This is a genomic window from Clostridium sardiniense (assembly GCF_016907995.1).
GTDB classification, from domain to species: Bacteria; Bacillota; Clostridia; order Clostridiales; family Clostridiaceae; genus Clostridium; species Clostridium sardiniense.
Genome location: NZ_JAFBDA010000006.1, coordinates 13,594 through 33,433, shown reverse-complemented (window position 1 = coordinate 33,433; position 19,840 = coordinate 13,594). Strand labels below are relative to the sequence as shown.

General features: G+C 28.0%; 23 protein-coding genes. 6 read left to right on the top strand and 17 right to left on the bottom strand.

The genetic code is table 11. The features are described 5' to 3' along the window. Positions 1-184 precede the first annotated feature (184 nt). Genes JOC62_RS06735 through JOC62_RS06725 form a run of 3 tightly spaced genes read left to right on the top strand, consistent with a single transcriptional unit; the run spans position 185 to position 2,215 of the window. Positions 185-1,084, top strand: a complete 900-nt coding sequence (locus JOC62_RS06735) for a DUF5685 family protein (RefSeq protein ID WP_204594464.1) — start codon at positions 185-187, stop codon at positions 1,082-1,084. A 1-nt stretch (position 1,085) separates the two neighbouring features. After that, the gene (locus JOC62_RS06730) at positions 1,086-1,691 is read left to right on the top strand and encodes a J domain-containing protein (protein WP_204594463.1); all 606 of its coding nucleotides are present in this window, start codon (positions 1,086-1,088) and stop codon (positions 1,689-1,691) included. A gap of 23 nt (positions 1,692-1,714) precedes the next feature. Continuing rightward, positions 1,715-2,215 carry a hypothetical protein gene (locus tag JOC62_RS06725; protein ID WP_204594462.1) on the top strand — a complete coding sequence of 167 codons (501 nt, stop codon included), beginning with the start codon at positions 1,715-1,717 and terminating at the stop codon, positions 2,213-2,215. A 95-nt stretch (positions 2,216-2,310) separates the two neighbouring features. Here JOC62_RS06725 and JOC62_RS06720 read toward each other — a convergent pair whose 3' ends face one another. The 3 genes from JOC62_RS06720 to JOC62_RS06710 all read right to left on the bottom strand — a co-directional run bounded on the left by JOC62_RS06720 (position 2,311) and on the right by JOC62_RS06710 (position 5,235). Next, positions 2,311-3,138: a pyridoxamine kinase gene (locus JOC62_RS06720; protein ID WP_204594461.1), complete on the bottom strand. Its 828-nt coding sequence runs from the start codon at positions 3,136-3,138 to the stop codon at positions 2,311-2,313. 30 nt (positions 3,139-3,168) lie between these two features. Beyond that, the gene (locus JOC62_RS06715; protein ID WP_204594460.1) at positions 3,169-3,696 is read right to left on the bottom strand and encodes an ECF transporter S component; all 528 of its coding nucleotides are present in this window, start codon (positions 3,694-3,696) and stop codon (positions 3,169-3,171) included. 168 nt (positions 3,697-3,864) lie between these two features. Then, the gene (locus tag JOC62_RS06710) at positions 3,865-5,235 is read right to left on the bottom strand and encodes a peptide MFS transporter (protein WP_204594459.1); all 1,371 of its coding nucleotides are present in this window, start codon (positions 5,233-5,235) and stop codon (positions 3,865-3,867) included. A 649-nt stretch (positions 5,236-5,884) separates the two neighbouring features. On the opposite strand from JOC62_RS06710, the gene JOC62_RS06705 reads away from it, so the two are divergent. Beyond that, a complete protein-coding gene (locus JOC62_RS06705; RefSeq protein WP_204594458.1) occupies positions 5,885-6,250 on the top strand; it encodes a single-stranded DNA-binding protein in 366 nt (121 codons plus the stop codon). A 115-nt stretch (positions 6,251-6,365) separates the two neighbouring features. On the opposite strand, the gene JOC62_RS06700 is transcribed toward JOC62_RS06705, so the two are convergent. After that, positions 6,366-7,046, bottom strand: a complete 681-nt coding sequence (locus JOC62_RS06700) for a Crp/Fnr family transcriptional regulator (RefSeq protein ID WP_204594457.1) — start codon at positions 7,044-7,046, stop codon at positions 6,366-6,368. A gap of 135 nt (positions 7,047-7,181) precedes the next feature. Here JOC62_RS06700 and JOC62_RS06695 point away from each other — a divergent pair, with 135 nt between their 5' ends. Beyond that, positions 7,182-7,547, top strand: a complete 366-nt coding sequence (locus JOC62_RS06695; RefSeq protein WP_204594456.1) for a C-GCAxxG-C-C family (seleno)protein — start codon at positions 7,182-7,184, stop codon at positions 7,545-7,547. A gap of 41 nt (positions 7,548-7,588) precedes the next feature. Here JOC62_RS06695 and JOC62_RS06690 read toward each other — a convergent pair whose 3' ends face one another. From JOC62_RS06690 to JOC62_RS06640, 11 genes are all read right to left on the bottom strand, one after another. Then, the gene (locus tag JOC62_RS06690; RefSeq protein WP_204594455.1) at positions 7,589-8,371 is read right to left on the bottom strand and encodes a nuclease-related domain-containing protein; all 783 of its coding nucleotides are present in this window, start codon (positions 8,369-8,371) and stop codon (positions 7,589-7,591) included. Between the two features lie 83 nt (positions 8,372-8,454). Continuing rightward, complete coding sequence (locus JOC62_RS06685; RefSeq protein WP_204594596.1) at positions 8,455-10,053, bottom strand: ClC family H(+)/Cl(-) exchange transporter; 1,599 nt, start codon at positions 10,051-10,053, stop codon at positions 8,455-8,457. A gap of 249 nt (positions 10,054-10,302) precedes the next feature. Beyond that, on the bottom strand, positions 10,303-10,932 hold the full coding sequence (locus JOC62_RS06680) for a DUF3793 family protein (protein ID WP_204594454.1): 630 nt from the start codon (positions 10,930-10,932) through the stop codon (positions 10,303-10,305). Positions 10,933-10,948: 16 nt separating this feature from the next. After that, positions 10,949-11,374 (bottom strand): flavodoxin, encoded by a 426-nt coding sequence (locus JOC62_RS06675; protein WP_204594453.1) that lies wholly within the window; start codon positions 11,372-11,374, stop codon positions 10,949-10,951. Between the two features lie 181 nt (positions 11,375-11,555). Continuing rightward, positions 11,556-11,978: a flavodoxin gene (locus JOC62_RS06670; protein WP_204594452.1), complete on the bottom strand. Its 423-nt coding sequence runs from the start codon at positions 11,976-11,978 to the stop codon at positions 11,556-11,558. A 141-nt stretch (positions 11,979-12,119) separates the two neighbouring features. After that, positions 12,120-12,782 (bottom strand): amino acid ABC transporter ATP-binding protein, encoded by a 663-nt coding sequence (locus tag JOC62_RS06665; protein ID WP_204594451.1) that lies wholly within the window; start codon positions 12,780-12,782, stop codon positions 12,120-12,122. A gap of 11 nt (positions 12,783-12,793) precedes the next feature. After that, positions 12,794-13,432: an amino acid ABC transporter permease gene (locus JOC62_RS06660; RefSeq protein WP_204594595.1), complete on the bottom strand. Its 639-nt coding sequence runs from the start codon at positions 13,430-13,432 to the stop codon at positions 12,794-12,796. After that, positions 13,422-14,243 carry an amino acid ABC transporter substrate-binding protein gene (locus JOC62_RS06655; protein WP_204594450.1) on the bottom strand — a complete coding sequence of 274 codons (822 nt, stop codon included), beginning with the start codon at positions 14,241-14,243 and terminating at the stop codon, positions 13,422-13,424. Before JOC62_RS06655 ends, JOC62_RS06660 begins: the two co-directional genes overlap by 11 nt. 100 nt (positions 14,244-14,343) lie before the next feature. Then, positions 14,344-14,703: a hypothetical protein gene (locus JOC62_RS06650; protein ID WP_204594449.1), complete on the bottom strand. Its 360-nt coding sequence runs from the start codon at positions 14,701-14,703 to the stop codon at positions 14,344-14,346. A 169-nt stretch (positions 14,704-14,872) separates the two neighbouring features. Continuing rightward, positions 14,873-15,817 carry an SPFH domain-containing protein gene (locus JOC62_RS06645; protein ID WP_204594448.1) on the bottom strand — a complete coding sequence of 315 codons (945 nt, stop codon included), beginning with the start codon at positions 15,815-15,817 and terminating at the stop codon, positions 14,873-14,875. Positions 15,818-15,819: 2 nt separating this feature from the next. Next, a complete protein-coding gene (locus tag JOC62_RS06640) occupies positions 15,820-16,254 on the bottom strand; it encodes an NfeD family protein (RefSeq protein ID WP_204594447.1) in 435 nt (144 codons plus the stop codon). A gap of 276 nt (positions 16,255-16,530) precedes the next feature. Here JOC62_RS06640 and JOC62_RS06635 point away from each other — a divergent pair, with 276 nt between their 5' ends. After that, entirely contained in the window at positions 16,531-18,438 is a 1,908-nt protein-coding gene (locus JOC62_RS06635; RefSeq protein WP_204594446.1) for an NAD(+) synthase, read from the top strand. 38 nt (positions 18,439-18,476) lie between these two features. Here JOC62_RS06635 and JOC62_RS06630 read toward each other — a convergent pair whose 3' ends face one another. Further along, complete coding sequence (locus tag JOC62_RS06630) at positions 18,477-18,854, bottom strand: PH domain-containing protein (RefSeq protein ID WP_204594445.1); 378 nt, start codon at positions 18,852-18,854, stop codon at positions 18,477-18,479. A gap of 89 nt (positions 18,855-18,943) precedes the next feature. Continuing rightward, a complete protein-coding gene (locus JOC62_RS06625) occupies positions 18,944-19,609 on the bottom strand; it encodes a deoxynucleoside kinase (RefSeq protein WP_204594444.1) in 666 nt (221 codons plus the stop codon). Positions 19,610-19,840: the final 231 nt, after the last annotated feature.

Below are 19,840 nucleotides of genomic sequence, written 5' to 3'. Positions count from 1 at the left end.
AAAATCAATAATTAAATTTTTTATAGCCTAATATTTTCATTAACAACTTATATAAATATATTTTTGTCTTATGTATTACCTATAGAATTATTAATACTATTTTCTTTCTATTCATAAATACTGTTTTAAATATTAAACTTATTGTATAATAGCTTTATAACAATTTTTAAAGGAGTGTTTTTTATTGTTTGGTTACGTAACTCCTCTAAAACCTGAACTAAAAATCAGAGAATATAATCAATTTAAGAGCTATTACTGTGGGGTTTGCTTTGCTATAAAAGAGCTATATGGTAATCTTCCAAGAATGACATTAAATTATGATATGACATTTTTAGCATTGCTTTTAGATGGACTAATTAAAGAAGATTTAAATATTGAACTAAAAAGATGTATGGCTCACCCTGCAAAAAAGAAACCTGTATTATTAAATAATACAGCTATAAACTATGCAGCTAGTATGAATGTATCACTTGTTTACTATAAGCTATTAGATGATGTTAATGATGATAATTCATTAAAGAGTAAATTCTCTTTAACATGTATGAAGCCTTATTATAAGAATTTCCCCTCTTCTATAGTTGATATAAACTCAGTAATTGAGGATAATTTAAAGGAACTTACAAGACTAGAAAATACTAAAGATTTTAAGTATATAGATGAGATATGTGATCCTTTTAGTATTATAGTTGGTGTTATATTAGAGAAATTCCCTTATGAATTTAAAGATGATTCTAAAGAACTTAGATCAGAACTTTATCGTTTTGGTTATTCTCTTGGAAAATGGATATATCTAATGGATGCTTTAGATGATTTAGAACAAGATATGAAGGATAATAAATTTAATCCTATTAATTTTCTATATAATAAGGATAGCTTACCTTATGAAAAATTTTTGGAAGGAATTAAACAACGGCTAGAATTTAGTATATTTAGCTGTGCATCTACATGCAAAGAAATTCTTGATAAACTTCCGCTTAATAGAAACAAAGAAATTTTAGAAAATATCATCAATCTTGGAATGATGGATAAATACATAAATACTACGAATAAATGTAAGTGTAAAAAGAAAGGCAGTGAATTATAAAATGAACCCATATGAAGTACTTGGCGTAAAAGAAGGCGCATCTCAAGAAGAAATCAAAAGTGCATATAGAAAGCTTGTTAAGCAATATCATCCTGATCAATACGGTGATAATCCACTTAAGGATTTAGCTCAAGAAAAACTTGCTGAAATAAATCAAGCTTATGATATGCTAACAAAAGGAAAAACCAATTCAAATAATAATAGTGGAGCTAATAATAGTTATAATAATTCAAATTCTAGTGATGCTTATGCATTCCAAGAAATTAGAAGACTTATTCAAACTAGAAATATAGGCGCTGCTGAGACTAAATTAAATTCTATTTCTAATAGAAATGCAGAATGGAACTTTTTAATGGGTATATGTCATGTTCAAAAAGGTTGGTTTGATTCAGGACTTCAACATCTTCAAACAGCTGTTAACATGGATCCAAACAACTTTGAATATAGACAGGCGTTAAACCAAATAAATTCAAGAGCAAATAATTATGGAAATCCATATAGAACTTCTAGTGCAGGTGGTGCCAATGCATGCAGCTGCTGTTTAGACCTTTGGTGTTTAGATAGTCTTTGCGAATGTTTTGGTGGCGATTTAATCGGCTGCTGCTAATAAATATTGGGAGATTGTGATTTATGAATAATTTAAAAACTAAAGATATAACTCTAGGTGGAATATTAGTTACATTAACTGTTATTACTTTATCTATTAATTTGATTATACCAATAAATACTTTTGCTATACTTACAATTTCATCATGCTATGTGCCTATTGCAATTATGAGAAGTAATATTAAATTAGGTATATTTGTATATATAGCATCTTCTATTATAGGATTTTTAATTATTCCTCTAGATATAATGATTCCTTTTATTTTATATTTTGGAATCTTTGGTTTAGTTAAATTCTACATTGAGAAGCTTAGGAATATTCCTTTAGAGATACTTTTAAAATTAGTATTTTCTAACATAATGTTATTCATAGGATACTTTATATTTATTTCTTTTGCTGGACCTATTCCTTCAGCACTTCCATTATGGATATTATTAATTGTAGCTCAAGTTGCATTTATCATTTTTGATTATGCATTAACGCTAATAATAACATTTTATATATCAAAATTTAATAAAAGATAATAATAGAGATGCTTTTATTATATTATTTCCCTTATAAAGATTACTATTAAAATCATAAAAAGACTATGTGTAAATTCTAATTTACACATAGTCTTTTATAATAATTTATATAATTGCTTTTCTAAAAGTACACCTTCTTTTGTAGGATAATCATATTCCATACTATATTTTATGCATTCTTTAACAAATTCTGCTGATTTATCAATTCCATCTAATAAATTATTTCCTTTTAAAATCTCAGTTGAAAGTACTGCTGTAAAGATATCTCCTGTTCCCGGATATGATTTAGATAATTTTTCATGACATAAAATCCTTATATTTTCACCATCACAAACTGCTACCCCTATTCCAATATTATTACATGGTACAGAAGTTATAACTATATTTTTCGCTCCAATTTTTCTTAAGTCATAAATTACATCTTTTATATTTTCCTCATTAAAATTATCTATATCAGAAACATCTCTTCCTGTTAGGTATAATGCTTCAGTAAAATTTGGTGTAATTATATCACTAAGCTTTAAAAGTTCTCTCATATACTCTACGTATTCTTCTGTAAATCCATTGTAAAGCTTGCCATTATCCCCAAATATAGTATCTAATACAACTATTCCTTCTCTATTTTCCTTTAGATAGCTTATAGTTTCTTGTATCTTATCTACTCCCCCTAAATATCCTATAAGGGTTAAATCAAAGTTTATTCTATTATCTCTTATACAATCCGTTGCTTCTTTTATAAAATTTTGACTATCAAGTCTAGCAATTGGATTAAATCCACCTGTATGAGTTGATAATATAATGGATGGTATAGGACATGCCTCAACACCTCTAATACTCATTACAGGAATAATATTTGTAAGTGATGCTTTCCCTACGCTACATAAACTGTGTATTATAAGAGCTCTTTTTATAGGCTTTTTCAAAATTTTTCTCTCCATTTCTTATCTTCTATATTAGTTAATTCTTTCAATAAATCCTCTTGTTGCTGCTTTTACAGCCATTGATAAAGGAACTGCTATAACTATACCAATTACAGTTGTTGTAATTGAAGTTAAAAGGGATGTTACAGCACCTTCCCATCCTTTAAAGATTACCCAATTTACAATAAAATATCCAACTAATGATACTAACCCACCTAATATAAACCCTATTATATTTTGAATTGTACTTCTACCTTCTTTTCCATTCATAAATGCAACCTTCCCAGCTACATATCCTGTTGCTCCTTTAATTATAAAGGTTGGAATTACCCATAATACAAAAGCTGGAGTTAAGGCATCCATAAGAGCACTTCCTATAGCAGCTGGAATAACAGCCTTCTCTCCTATTAATACTGCAACTATAAATATTACGGTTGTTCCTAAGTGAATCATTGAAACTCCTCCACCTATTGGAATTTCGATGTGTATATAAGTTCCTAAAAAAACTAATGCTGAAAGCATTGCTATCATAACAAGCATATTTGTACTCATTTTTTTCATTACATTTCCCTCCAAAACACTAAATTATATTCTTTAATTATGGTATTCTTAGCTATTATACTTGTCAAATGTATCGGTATATTATTTACAATATAAAGAAAGATTGTTTTTAAATTATAAAAATAAAAAAAGGCTATCTTCAATATTGAAGATAGCCAAAATTTCATTCTATTCCATTAATTTCGTAATTTTTTTACTGCATAGTAATAATACTAATCCTAATGCTATACATACAGCTGATATTGAACCGAATATTTCCATAGGTCCAAGTGCTTCCATTCTTGATGCAACAACCCCTGCTAATAGATTAGCTATTCCTGATGCTGCAAGCCACATACCCATTAATAATGATGCATATTTAATAGGTGCAAGTTTTGATACCATTGATAATCCTATTGGTGATAAACATAATTCTCCAACTGTGTTACAGAAGTATGTTAATACTACCCACCACATGCTAGCCTTAGCTACTGGATTTTCTGCTCCTCCAATTGATATACATGCTCCTACCATAAATAAGAATCCAATACCTAGGATAATCATACCCATTGCCATTTTAACTGGCACTGGTAAATCTCCTTTTTTTCTATTTGCTAATCTAAACCATAATTTAGCTAATATTGGTGAAAGAAGAAGTACAAATACTGGATTAACTGATTGGAACCATGCAACTGGAATTGTCATTCCAAATAAATCTCTATTAGTTAACTTTTGAGTAAACATTGTTAATGAACTTCCTGCTTGTTCAAATCCTGTCCAGAAGAAAATAACAAAGAATGCTAATATGAATATAGAAGCTACTCTTCTCTTTTCTTGATTAGTTAAAGGTTCATTACTAACTTGCTTTTGTTCTTTTGTTCTTTCCTTTGGTGCTTCACCTACATGTGCTAAATACTTAGGTGAGAATATCATAAATATTATTTGTCCAAGTATCATTCCTATAGCAGCTGCTAAGAAACCATATTTAAATCCATATTCTATAATTGCGCCATTTGCTGTCTTTGCAAAGATGTCTTCTGCTAATAACCCACATATTAAAGGTGCTATTAATGATCCTACATTTATACCCATATAGAATATTGTAAAGGCTGAATCCTTACGCTTATCCTCTTTATCATAAAGTTGACCAACTACTGTTGATATATTTGGTTTAAAGAAACCATTACCTATTATTAATAATGCTAGTCCTATGTAAAGTCCTATTCTACTGCTATCTATAAATAACATAAAGTTACCTATTGCCATTATAGATGCACCGATTATTATTGATTTCTTTTGACCTAAGAAATTATCTGCAATCCATCCTCCAATTATTGGAGTAAAATATGTAAAACCTGTATATACCGCATATATAAGTGCTCCTGAACTTACACTAAATCCTAAACCACCTTGTACAAAGCTCACTGTTAAATAAAGCATTAAAAGTGATCTTAATCCGTAGTAACTAAATCTCTCCCACATTTCTGTTAAAAATAATAGATATAGACCTGGTGGGTGCTTTAATCTACTCTTGTTAACAGATGTATTTGATGTTGTCATAGTAAATTCCCCTTTTCATTTGTTATGTCATTTAGTGAATTTTGCAATTTAAATCTTGCAAAAATTCTTTAAAATATCTTTTGCTTATGTAAAGACTATACCATTTTATGAAAGTGAATTCAAGTCATTTATAGATTTTTTTTAATCTAATTAATATTTTGATAAAATTTATCTATTAAAATCATTATTTAATTATCAATTTATCAAAAAACTATTACTTTTTTATTCATTTTTTATTAATTTGCAAATATTTTTAATGTATTTCCTTATGATACATTTGATTTTTACAAGAATACAATTGCAAGTTTTACTAATTCAATATTTATTTTTCTTATTTTATCAAATTTTATACTTTTATTTTGATTTTTTTGAACATATATTCACTATATTTTCAACACAATATAAGTACCTTCATAAAAATTTTATTATCCCCTTATTTGCTTTCTGATAAAATAGAAAAAATAAAATTAAGTATACTGCTATATTCTTTTTAGCTAGGTACTTTAATGCTCATAAAAATATTAATATCGATAAAACAACATATATAAATATAAAAAATAATTTTAAATATACAAACATTAGTTCGTATATTTATTATAAAAAGTGATAATACTCCTTAATGAATTAAAACACTAAGGAGTGATTTTTTATGAACAAAGTTTTATTGGTTGGAAATTTAATAAGAGATCCTGAAATTAATTATTCTAAAGATAAAGGACTCCCATATTCTCGTTGTATTTTAGCTGTAGATGATAGAATAGGTAAAACTACTCATTTTATACCTTTTATAATATTTGATAAAGGTGCTGAAGTTCTTTGTGAATATGGCAAAAAAGGTAGTAAAATTGGAATTACTGGATATATTAAAAGAAATGCTTTTAATAAGGATGAATCAAATACAATTTACAATACAGATATAATTGCAGAGAGCTTTGAATTTATAGGATTTAATACTAAGAAAGATTCTAAAGAAGATGATTTAGAGCTGGCTTCAAATTCAGATATACCATTTTAAACTAAACTAGTATATCTAATCTTCACTCACTCTGTAGATAAAAGGACTTTTTCACGCAAGAAAAAGTCCTTTTAATATTTTATACACTTAATTTTGAGATTGAATACTCTAAAATTTATTTAGATAGATCATATAACTTAAGTCTATCTATTATCTCTATTTTACCTCTATGAATTTTAATTATGTTATCCGACTCAAATTTTTTCAACATACGACTAACTACTTCTCTTGCAGATCCTAAGTTGTTAGCAATAGTATCATGAGTTATAGTTATAGTAGTATTATTTTGAAGAAATGATTCATTCATTAAAAATTTACTAAGTCTTTTATCAAACCTTAGAAAAACTATATCTTCAATTAAGCACATTACTTCTGAGAACTTATCCTGTGTTAAATCAAGCAAGAATTTTTGAACAGCTGTATTAGAATCAGATAATTTTTTAAAATAAGTTCCATTTATAATTAACGCTAATGAATCTTTTTCTACTTCAATACTTACATCACAAGATATATCTTTAAATGCACACGCTGCAGACAGTAGACAAAAATCTCTGCTTAATAATCTAAAAATAGTAATTTCTTTACCAGAAGTTGAATGTATAAAACTTCTAAGTTGTCCATCTAAAACAAGTATAATACCAGAACAACTTGCTGAATACTTAGAGTTTATTAAATCTCCTTTAGAATAGCTTTGCACCTTACTTATTGATAGTAGCTTATTTAATTCATCTTTAGATAATTCATTGAAAAATGGTAAAAATTCTTTTAAGTAAGATAATTTTTCTTTATTTATCATTAAAATAACTCCATAATTTATTATAATTAAATATTAACATTTATATGTGACAATGTCACAGAAAAAAATGTATTTATTGGATATTATATATATTAAGTTAATGAAGCAAAAGAACTATTAAGGGAGAGATGTATAATGACAAAACCATCAGAATATCATAGCCAAGGATACACTTGCGCTGAATCTATAATAAAATCCTATAATGAGGAACACAATACAGATATCCCCATTTCTTTAGGTAGCGGAATGGGAACAGGAATAACAGTTGGTAGCCTTTGTGGTGCTGTTAATGCTGCTGTATTAATTATAGGATATCTAAAGGGAAGAAATGATACTTCAGAAAAAAATGATGCTAGGTTATATTCTAGAAGCCTTATGAATAGAGTAAGAGAAAAATATAATTCAGAAATATGTGTAGACTTAAAAAGAAGTAAAGTTGGCTGTGGTGAAATAATAGATTTTTCATATGATGCTTTAAATGATTTATTAAAAAATAAATAGAAAAATACTCTGAATATGCATACCATATTCAGAGTATTTTTCTATTTTATTTTAAGAATTATATCTATTAAATCTTCAGAACTCATTTTTATTTCACCTTTATAGGACTCTATATACTCTATAAGATTATCTTTAAATATCTTATTAAATATGTAAACATCTGATAGACTATATCTTACATTCAACTCTAAATCATTATCTGCATAATATATTATTGATTTTATATCTATATTGCATCCTAATTCTCTTAAATATCCCTTTAATCTGTCCCTTTGCCTATTTACTACGGTTATTGGATTATTTATCTTTTTATCCTCGTTATCATTAGATAATATCCATTTATTTTCCTTTGCATTTCCATTAATTCTTCCTTTATCGTACCTTATATATATTACAAAAACACCTGATTTATTTACCACAAGTGTATCAATATGATTTATCCCCTTTTTACTATTAAAGCTAAAATTTTTTAATATATAATTGTTATTATCTAAATTACTTAGCACTTCAGGTACTACTTCACTTAAATTTTTATCACTATTTTTATTTAAATTAATGAATTCTTTATCGTCATGCTTTTTACTTATGTATTTTCTCCTCAAATAAATGTATGTTAGTAATAATGCTAATAATATTGTTACTAGATCATAAAACTCACCAAAAAAACCAGATATATCAATAATAGTATCTATAATTTCAAGAATCAAATTTACAATAAATATACTTATTATAAATGCTATAACAGATACGAATTTATTTAATTCAAATTTATTGTTCTCTTTATTTTTATCTTTGATATTATTCACATCTATTAAAATAGCCATTTAATCACACCTTTTTTATTAGATTCATACTAAAAGGGCTAGGAAAACTCTCCTAGCCCTTTTAGTATATCCAAAATATTATATTATAATTCTTGCTTTATCTCTATTTTTGAAGATAATGTTTGTAACTTTGATAATGCATCTGCCGCTTTATCCTCATCTACAAGAACTACCAACAAATCTCCTGATATTATTTCTGTACCTCCTTTTGGAATTATCTCTTTTCCACCTCTTTTAATAGCAACTAAAAGACACTCTTTTGGCCAATTTATATTCTTGATTAACTTTCCTTCAACTTTACTGCCCATAAATACAGATAATTCTAAAAGTGTTTTCTTAACATATGCTGTACAATCACTTTCACACTCTGAACCATCACAATTTTTAAGTCTCTTCTCTAATAAACTTTCATATATTGGTTCTGATTTTAGAATGTCTGATGTAACGTATGAAACAATTACTACTATAGTAAGCGCAAGTAAATGTTCAAAAGACCCTGACATTTCAGTAATTAAAATAATTCCTGTAATAGGTGCCTTTACTATTGATGCAAAGTGACCTGCCATTGCAAATATTATAAAATTAATTACATATATCATAGGAATATTAGCTGTTTTACAAACAATAACTCCAAAGATATTTCCAACTATAGCTCCTAATACAAGTAATGGAAAGAATATACCTCCTGGTGCATTTGATCCAAAACTTATAAATGTAAATAAATATTTAACTATTAAAAATACTAATAATACCTTTATTGTAAATCCACCATCAACTAAACTCATAATAAGAGAGTGTCCTCCCCCTAATAGAATAGGTGCTGTAAGTCCAACTAATCCTGCACACAAAAATGGTATCATAACCTTAACTTGTACTGGAACCTTTGTAAATTTTGCATATATATCTTGAGTCTTTAATATCCCCTTGCTAAAAGCTACTCCAGTAATACCTACTAAAACTCCAAGAAGTATTAAGGCCCAATAATATTTAAGTGGAAATACATCAACATTTGAAAATCCAAGTGCTGGTTTAATCCCTAAAAAATTCTTACACATAAAATCTGCTGCAATTGAAGCTGACATAGCAGATAAAAGCACTAGCGGAGAAAAGTTTTTATGAACTTCTTCTAATGCAAAAATAACACCTGATAAAGGTGCATTAAATGCCGCTGCAAGACCTGCGCTAGCACCACTTGTCATTAAGAATTTATCTTCAATATTTAATCTTTTACATACCTTTGAGAAACCTTGCCCTACAGAAGCCCCCATCTGTACTGATGGACCTTCACGTCCTACAGATAACCCTGCAACTAGCGCCATAGTTCCACCTACAAATTTGTATACTAAAACTCTTAACCAGTTAGCATCAAGCCTTTTCATAAGTATGCCTTCAACTTGAGGTATACCACTACCTGAAATCATAGGATCACTTTTTACCAAACATCCAACAAAAAATCCCATTATTCCAAGTATCACAAAAACTAATAATATTGTTAATGGATGACCTTTTGAATAAGTGTAAAAATTACTAAGCAAAGGTGATAATTTTTCAACTAACACTCTATTTGCAACAACAACTAATCCTGTTATTAATCCTATAAGTGCTGATTCCCATATTAATCTAATTTTTAAATTATTTCTATGGGGAAAAATATCACTAACGCCTTCTTTTCTTTCTTCCATCATACTTCCCCCTTAATTAAAGTCTACCTCTTATTATATATCTTATTTAATTTATTAGAAACTAACCCTTAAGCTATAATCTTTGTATATAAGCCATTTTTTCAACTTAAATTTAACTATATTAAAAATACTATCGTTAGTTATAGAATACTTTAAATAACTTATTTATTCACCATTATTATTTTTAATTTTTTATTAACTTACTAATAATATTGTGTTAATAAAAAAAAGAGCTGTATTATAGCTCCTTTAACTTACTACTTTAAATTCATTCTGTAGTGATAAAATGATTTCTTCTGACTTCGCATCAAAAATCACACTATCTAAAACCAATTCCTTAGATCTATTATAATTATTAAATATCTCTAATGCATTATCAGAATTATTGAATACCTTCCAGTAACCACATAATAAACATTTTTTAGTAGTACACTCCATAAAATCTATAACATCTTCTAGAGGAATTCCTAAAAATACTCCAAGTTCATGAGGACAATGGAATCTATTATATCTTTGTACTAATTTATCTAAAATACTATCTAAATTATCTTGAAGATTATATTCAAGCTTTAATAAAAATTCTTTTGTTTCTTTATTATTTATAAATTTCTCTAAATTTTTCTCTGAATATATTAGTAAAATTATTGCTTTGTCATCTTCCCTTAGTACGACATGTTTTAATCCTATCTTATTTAAAAATGTTTTTTTATAATTATTCCATACAAGATATTCTTTACTATCCTTTTTTAAAGTTATTGTTGAAGATGGCTTTAAGCCACCAACTACTGGTGCTAATAAAAATAACATATATTTATCAAAATATTCAATATTATTCATATCCTTTAATTTACTCATAAACTGCTTAATTTTTATCTCCATCTTCAACACTCCTTAATTATCTTTTAGCTATATTTTTACCAATCTCAATTAATTTATTCGCAGTTTCTCCTTCTGGGAATTCATTAGCTATTACTTCTCTTTCTAAAAGATCAGCTCCTGCATCTAACATTCTATCTTCCCATGCTGTCATCCATTCTCCAGTTCCCCATCCATAGGATCCAAATAAAACCATGCTCTTTCCTGAGACTTCCCCTGCTATTGATTCAACGAATGGTTCCATTTCACATTCTTCTATAACTTCCGCTCCCATAGCTGGTGATCCAAGCATAACAACATCGCAATTTTTCACATCATCAATTGATGCCCCATCGACAGTTTTTATGTTTACTTCCGCTCCTTCTTCCCTTGCTCCCTTTGCAATTAAGTTTGCCATTTCTTCAGTATTTCCTGATCCTGTCCAATAAATAATATTAATTTTCATAAATATCATCCTCTCTCATTCAATTGATATTGATTATCATTACTTATTGATAGTATATTATTATTTCAAAAACTTGTCAAGGTCATATTTAGAAATTTATTAATTATATATCTAATAAAATACAAAAGACACCCTTATATTAACTATAAAGGTGTCTTAGTTATGTGCTACTATTTTATTATTATTTTGCGATTCTCTTACCTAAATCAACTAGTTTGTCCGCATCTTCGCCTTCTGGTAACTCTTTAACTACAACTTCTCTTTCTAAAAGTTCTGCTCCCGCATCTAACATTCTATCTTCCCATTCTGTCATGAAGGCTCCACCGCCCCATCCAAATGATCCAAATAAAATCATCTTCTTTCCTGAAACATCTCCTTCTATTGATTCAACAAATGGTTCTACTTCTGTTTCTTCTAAATTTTCAGCTCCCATTGCTGGTGATCCAAGTAGTACAACATCACAGTTTTTAACATCATCTATTGATGCTCCGTCCATTGTAATTAAGTTTACTTCTGCCCCTTCTTCTCTTGCACCCTTTGCAATTAAGTTTGCCATTTCTTCTGTGTTTCCTGTTGATGAATGATATATTATATTAATTTTCATAATTTCTCTCCTCTTTCCAATCGATAATCTTTATTTGTTAATAATATACCTCATTTAATAATCGAAGTCAATAGATTTTAGATAAATTCTTATCATTTTACTCTGATTTATTTTTTACTCAAAAAAGCTCCAATAGAATTACTATTGAAGCTTACCATCTTCCATCTTTAACACTCTTTTTGCAACCATATTTGCAAAACTAATATCATGGGTTATTATCATTATTGTTATTCCTTCTTCATTTAGTTTTTTTATAATTTCTCCAACCTCTATTGTTGTTTTAGGGTCAAGTGCTGATGTTGGTTCATCAAAACATAGAACTTTTGGTTCCATAGCAAGAGCTCTTGCTATAGCAACTCTTTGTTTTTGTCCACCTGATAATTCGAAAGGATAATTATTTTCTTTATCTTCCATTGAAAGACTTTTTAATATTTCTCTTGCCTTTTTTATCGCACTCTCCTTACTCTCCTTTAAAACTCTTATAGGTGCTTCAATTATATTTTCTAAAACAGTCATGTGAGGGAATAAATTAAAATTTTGAAATACAACCCCTATATCTTTTCTAACTTCCTTTAATTCTTTACCATCTACATATACACCATTTTTGCAAAATACCTTATTATCTATCTTTATAAGTCCATCATCACATTTTTCAAGACTTGTTATACATCTTAATAATGTAGTCTTACCTTCTCCAGATCTTCCAACAACTACAACAGTTTCCCCTTTATCTATTACTAAATCTAAATCTTTAAATACATCATTTTTCCCAAAACTCTTTTTAATTCCTTTAACCTCTAACATATAATTTCCTCCTATTTATAGTAATTATATTTCTTTTCTAATTTTTTAAATACGTTAGTTAATACTATAACTAATATAAGATATAAAATTCCAACTATAACTAGTGGAAATAATGACGCTTCTCTATTAGTAGCTATTTTACCGACCATTAATATATCTTGTAATCCTACTATATACACAAGAGCTGTATCTTTAATTAAGCTTATTACTTCATTTCCAACTGGAGGAATTACCTTCTTAAAAGCTTGTGGAAGAATTATTCTAATATAAACATCAAATTCTGAAAGACCAAGCATTTCACAGGCTTCTAATTGTCCATCATCAACACCTTCAATACCAGCTCTAAATATTTCTGCAAAATATGCACCATAATTTAATACAAATGCCACTATCGCAGCAGTAAATCTTCCAAATCTAACTCCAACTAAAGGAAGTCCAAAGAATATAAATATTATTTGTAATAATAATGGTGTTCCCCTCATAATTAAAATATACAAATCTACAATTCTCTTAGTTAATCTATTTCCTTTAACCCTTAATATTGCAACTATAATTCCAATAGGTATAGAAAGTATTAAGGTTAATATAAATACTGAAAGAGTAATCTTAAGCCCACTCATTAATTGATCTATTAATATTTCAAAATTCATCATTAGTCTCCCCCTTAATTACGATATCTTTTCCAAACCACTTCTCTGATATTTTCTTTGCTGTTCCATTACTTATTACTTCTTTTAACCCTAAATTTATCTCATCTTTTAATTTTTCATTTCCTTTTTTAATCCCTACTGCAAAGTATTCGCTACCAAAATTATCATTTAAAACTTTATACTTATCAGTACCACGTGCGTTCATATAATACCTTGCAAGAACTTCATCTGCTACTACCCCATCTATTCTTCCTGCATCTAAATCCATTAATGCATCATTATTAGATTGATATGATATAAAGTTACCTCCACTTAGAGATTTTACAAATTCTGAATCCTTCATTACTGCATCTGAAGCACTTGATGCTGCTTGAACTCCTATTTTTTTATTCTTAAAATCCTTTTTATCTTTTATATTTGAATTAGATCTAACTATTATTACTTGACGATCACTAATATAAGGATTTGAAAAATCCACTTGTTCTTCTCTTTCCTTTGTAACTGAGTATCCATTCCAAATTAAATCTATATCTCCATTTCTAAGTTCTGTTTCTTTCATTGTCCAATCTATTGGCTGAAATTTTATCTCTTTATGTATCTTTTTTCCTACTGCTTTTGCTAAATCTATATCAAAACCCACTACCTGTCCATCATTATTTATAAATCCCATAGGTACAAATGTATCATCATAACCTACTATAAGTACATTTTCATCTTTCTTTTTATTATTCTGATTTAGAATATGTACTAATCCAAAACCAATAATAATAACTAAAATCCAAATTAATAAATTAAGTACTGTCTTTCTCATTTATATCCCTCCTCACTTCATTACTTTATCACGTTAAAGTAATGAAGTCAATAAATAAAAAAGAAAACTTCAAGAAAATAAAAACTTGAAGTTTTCTTTTTTATTTATTAAGCAATTCTTTTAATGTTCCTGTAACTTTATCTTCATGTCCAAGAACAGTATTATTCTTTACAGATTTATTATTATTCTTTAATTTATCTTCTATATTTTCTTTATTTTTATTTAAACCACTTTCAATGTTTTTATATCCTTCTATTAACTCATCCATTCCACTTGCACTTTTCTTAACATCATCTATACCAGATAGATCTATATTTAAAGAAACATTCTTACCTGAATCTTTTATTTCATTACTATTCTCAGAAGAACTTTTTGATTCTACCTTATTATCTCCTGTGCAACCAGTAAACATCATAGCTAATACTACCACAAATAGACTGAAAACTATTTTCTTCCTCATATAACCTCCTTACGATAAGATATCCTTATATTATTATAAAACATACTTATATTTGATAATATATACTTATATTATTATTTTATTTCCCAAGTTTTCAACCATATTTAGAAACTTTTACACAATGTTAATATAAAAAACCTCTAGAGAATTAATTCTCTAGAGGTTTTTTCTAATTTTTGCTATCTTTTAACATTTCCCCAATTGCTGCAATACTTCCAAGTGATGATAATGTTTCATTTGGTAATATTAATTTATTTGCAGGATTTGTAGCCATTTCTTTTAAAGCTTCAACTTGCTTTAATGCAATAACTCTCTCATCAGTACCTGATTCTATAATTGCTGCATTTATCATTCTTACAGCTTCTGATTCAGCAATTGCTATAGCTTCTATTGCTTTAGCTTTACCTTCTGCTTCTAGAAGTTGAGATTCTTTTAAACCTTCCGCTTTTCTAATTTGTGCTTCCTTTTGCGCCTCTGCATCTAATATTCTAGCTTGCTTTTCTCCTTCAGCTTTTTCAATTTGAGATTGTCTTCCCCCTTCAGCTTGAAGGATCATAGCTCTCTTATCTCTTTCTGCTTTCATTTGCTTTTCCATTGCATTTTGTATTTCAGCTGGTGGGATTATATTTTTAATTTCTACTGAAAGTATCTTTATTCCATATGCATCTGTTATTTCATCAATTATAATAAGCAATTCTTGATTTATCTTATCTCTTCCTGATAAAACCTCATCTAAAGTCATATTACCTATTATATTTCTTATGTTAGTTGTTGCTGAATATACTATACCTGATCTAAAGTCTTCGATATTGTACACTGCATCTTGAGCCTTTAAAAGCTTGTAGAATATAACGTTATCTACTGATATATTAACATTATCCTTAGTTATAACAGTTTGTGGTGGTACATCAATTATTTGTTGTTTTGTAGAAACCTTTCTTCTTACAAAATCAGCAAATGGAATTGTTACATGCCATCCTGGTTCTAATACCCTATGGAATTGTCCAAACCTTTCTACTACATACAGATATCCTGTATTAACGATTTTTATTGATGATAAAATAATAATCAATATTAGTACTATTAGTACTATTGCAATTATAAGTCCTACCATTATTATTCCTCCCCTTTATATTTATTTATTGTAAATTTATTACCTTGTATTCCTGTGATAATAAATTTATCACCTTTTCTAATTATTTCACCTTCATTAACCGCAGCCCAATATATTCCAGAAACTTTTATTCTTGCTACATCTTCTATTCTTTCCTCTGCATCAAATATCATACCTATATAAGTTTCTTCCATTAATGGAGTTGTTCTTATACTAGCTTTAAACTTTTTCCTTGCCCAAGGATACCCTATTCCAATTGCAATTAAACTTACAATACCGAATATTATAACTTGTACTAAAAAACTTAATGCAAATAAATTTGCAAACATAGCTACTATTGCTCCAAGTCCAATCCAAGAAAATAAGAATGCACTAGTAGCCAAATCAATACCTACCATTACTATAGCAACTATAATCCAAAGTACTGTTAAAAGCATTTCTTTACCCTCCTTTTCCTTTACTACATATTACCATTATATCATTAAAATGTGTAATGATACTTAAACTTTATAATTTAATTATATCTTTATAATTATCTTTTTACAATTTCTTATTAACCTCTTTAAAGGTTATTATATAACTTTTAAAGAGGCTTTTATAATCTTTTCTCTTGTTTTCATTGATTTTCTAATATTTTCATCTTATTATTGTTATATATAGGATATAAACTAGTAATACTAATTACGACATACTATTTAATGGAGATGATAAATATGGATTTTATAAAAGTTGCATCAGCCTGTCCCAAAACGAAAGTGGCTGATATTGAATATAATGTAAGTGAAATTCTAAAATGTATTAAAGAAGCTAAAGATAAAGATGCTAAAGCTATCGTTTTCCCTGAGTTATGTATAACTTCATATACTTGTGGTGATCTTTTTCTTCAAGATAGGTTAATAAATGAGTCCTTAAAAGGTTTAGTATCAATAATGCTTGAAACATCAAGTACGGATATTATAATTGCTGTTGGAGCGCCTCTTTTAAAAGGATGCACTTTATATAACTGCGCTTTCATTCTATTTAAAGGAAAAATTCTTGGAATAGTTCCAAAATCATATATACCTAATTATAGTGAATTCTATGAAAAAAGATGGTTTTCTGAAGGTATAAGAATTGTTAATCAAAAGGTTGACCTTCCATTCCAAAGAGATATTCCATTTGGAACAGATTTAATCTTCTCATCTGATAACTTCACATTTGGAGCTGAGATTTGTGAAGATCTTTGGGTAACTATACCCCCAAGTTCTTACCTGTCACTTCTTGGAGCAAATATTATATTTAATCTATCTGCATCAAATGAACTTGTTTCAAAAGCAGATTACAGAAAAAATTTAATATCTAATCAAAGTGCTCGTTCAATTTGTGCATATATATATTCATCTGCTGGAGTTCATGAATCCTCAACAGATCTTTTATTTAGTGGACATTTATTAATTAGTGAGAATGGAACTATATTAAAAGAAAATGAAAGATTCCAAAGAGAAAATGAAGTCATATATGCAGACATTGATACTTTTAGATTAAGAGCTGAAAGAATAAAAAACTTAAGTTTTAGAGATGCATCAAAATTTGCACCTTTTAATGTGAGGGTAATAGATTTTGATTTTGATAATGTAGCAAATAATTCTTTTGATAGATACATAGATAAGCATCCTTTTGTACCTTCAAAAGAAAGTGAAATGGAAGCAAGATGTAAAGAGATATTTAATATACAAGCTTCAGCACTAGCTAAGAGACTTGAACATGTAAATCTTAATAAAACTGTTATAGGAATATCAGGTGGTCTTGACTCTACATTAGCTTTACTTGTAATAGTTAAGACTTATAAGCTTTTAAATATTGATAATAAAAATATAATTACAATCACTATGCCAGGATTTGGCACAACAGATAGAACATACAATAATGCATTAATCCTTTGCAAAGAACTTGGTTGTGATTTAAGAGAAATAAATATAGTAAATTCAGCTCTTCAACATTTTGAAGATATTGGCCATGATAAAGATATACATGATGTTACTTATGAAAATGTTCAAGCAAGAGAAAGAACGCAAATCCTTATGGATATAGCAAATAAAGAAGGCGGTATTTTAGTTGGTACTGGAGATTTATCTGAGCTTGCCCTTGGATGGTGTACTTATAATGGAGATCATATGTCTATGTACTCTGTTAACCCTTCAATACCAAAAACCCTTGTTAGATATCTAGTAAATTATGTAGCTCAACATGAATCTACTAAAATAGTAAAAGATACTTTACTTGATATATTAGATACTCCAGTAAGTCCTGAACTTCTTCCAAAGGACGAAACTACTGGTGAGATAACTCAAAAGACAGAAGATATAGTTGGTCCATATGAATTACACGATTTCTTCTTATATCACTTTATGAAACATGGTTCTTCAAAGGAAAGAATTCTCTTCCTAGCAGAACATGCATTTAAAGGTGATTATTCAAAAGAAACAATAGAAAAATGGTTAGATAAATTCTTATGGAGATTCTTCTCTCAACAATTTAAAAGAAGTGCCCTTCCTGATGGTCCTAAAGTTGGAACAATATCCTTAAGTCCTCGTGGTGATCTTAGAATGCCATCAGATGCATCTGTAAATTCTTTTAGATAAAATTAAAAGATGGTGATAAATATATCACCATCTTTTTTCTACCTACAAGCTGCTTGTGCTAAAATAGCTTGTATTTCATATATATCTACGCCTTTAGTAAATTGCTTTTGTATAGGCTGTGCTGTACCTGAAATCCATATTTTAAGTTCTGAATCTAAATCAAAATGTCCTGATGATTCTACTGAAAAATGAGTTATACTTTTATAAGGTATACTATGATATTCTACCTTCTTTCCTGTAGCACCTTGAACATCTACCATTATAAGCCTTTTATCTGTAAAGATAAATGTATCTCTTATAAGCTTGTATGCTTTTTCAATACTTTCTCCACTTGCAATTAATTTACCAAAATCCTTAATAACAGAATCTCTTGAAACTTCTGAAGCATTTCCCAATATTCCACCTAATAAACCCATATTCCACATCTCCCTTTATAAAATAATTTTACGTTATTATACCATTTTTTCTTCTTATTTAACTTCTTTTATTTTAGCTTGTACTAATATTATACAATCTCGCCTTTTTCTCTAACTTCTTTCACTTTAGCTTGTACTAATTTAACCAACTTTTCTTTATCAGATTCATTATTTACTACATCCATTTTATCCATATCGATTATTAGTACATCTGATGCTTTATAATGATTATCTACCCAAGCATCATAATCTTTCCATAAAAATTCGTAATACTCTCTTAGATTATCATCTATTTCAAACTCTCTACCTCTAAGTTTAATTCTTTCCAATACTGTTTCAAATGATCCTTTTAAATAAACCATTATATCTGGTGCCTTCTTTGGTAACTCCTCAAGTTCTTCCATCATATTATTTAATAAATTTTCATATATAGACATTTCAAGCTCTGATATTCTACCAAGTTCCATATTCTTTTTTGCAAAATACCAATCTTCATAAATTGATCTATCTAATACATTATTATTATGTACTAAAGCTTCCTTTATGCTTTTAAATCTTGTATTTAAAAAATATAATTGTAATAAGAATGGATATCTTTTCTTATTTATTTCTTCTTCTGTTTCACTATAGAATAAAGGTAATATTGGATTATCATCTACACTTTCATAAAAAACCTCTGAATTAAAATGTTCTCCAAGTATTTTTGCAACTGAGCTCTTTCCAAGTCCTATCATTCCGCCAACAACTATCAACATGTCTCACCTATCCTTTAAATTTACTTTTCCACAATATTTATTCATAATAACAAAATTGTCTATTTATAAGAATACAAATTTTATATTTCTTAGTCAATAGTCATTTATTTTTTCTATTAAATATTCATTTTTTCTATATTTTTAATTTATTCTACAAATATCCTCCATATGTAATAGATTACTTCACTAAATGTTTTAAACCGCCTTTACAATTACCTATTCTATAAGCTA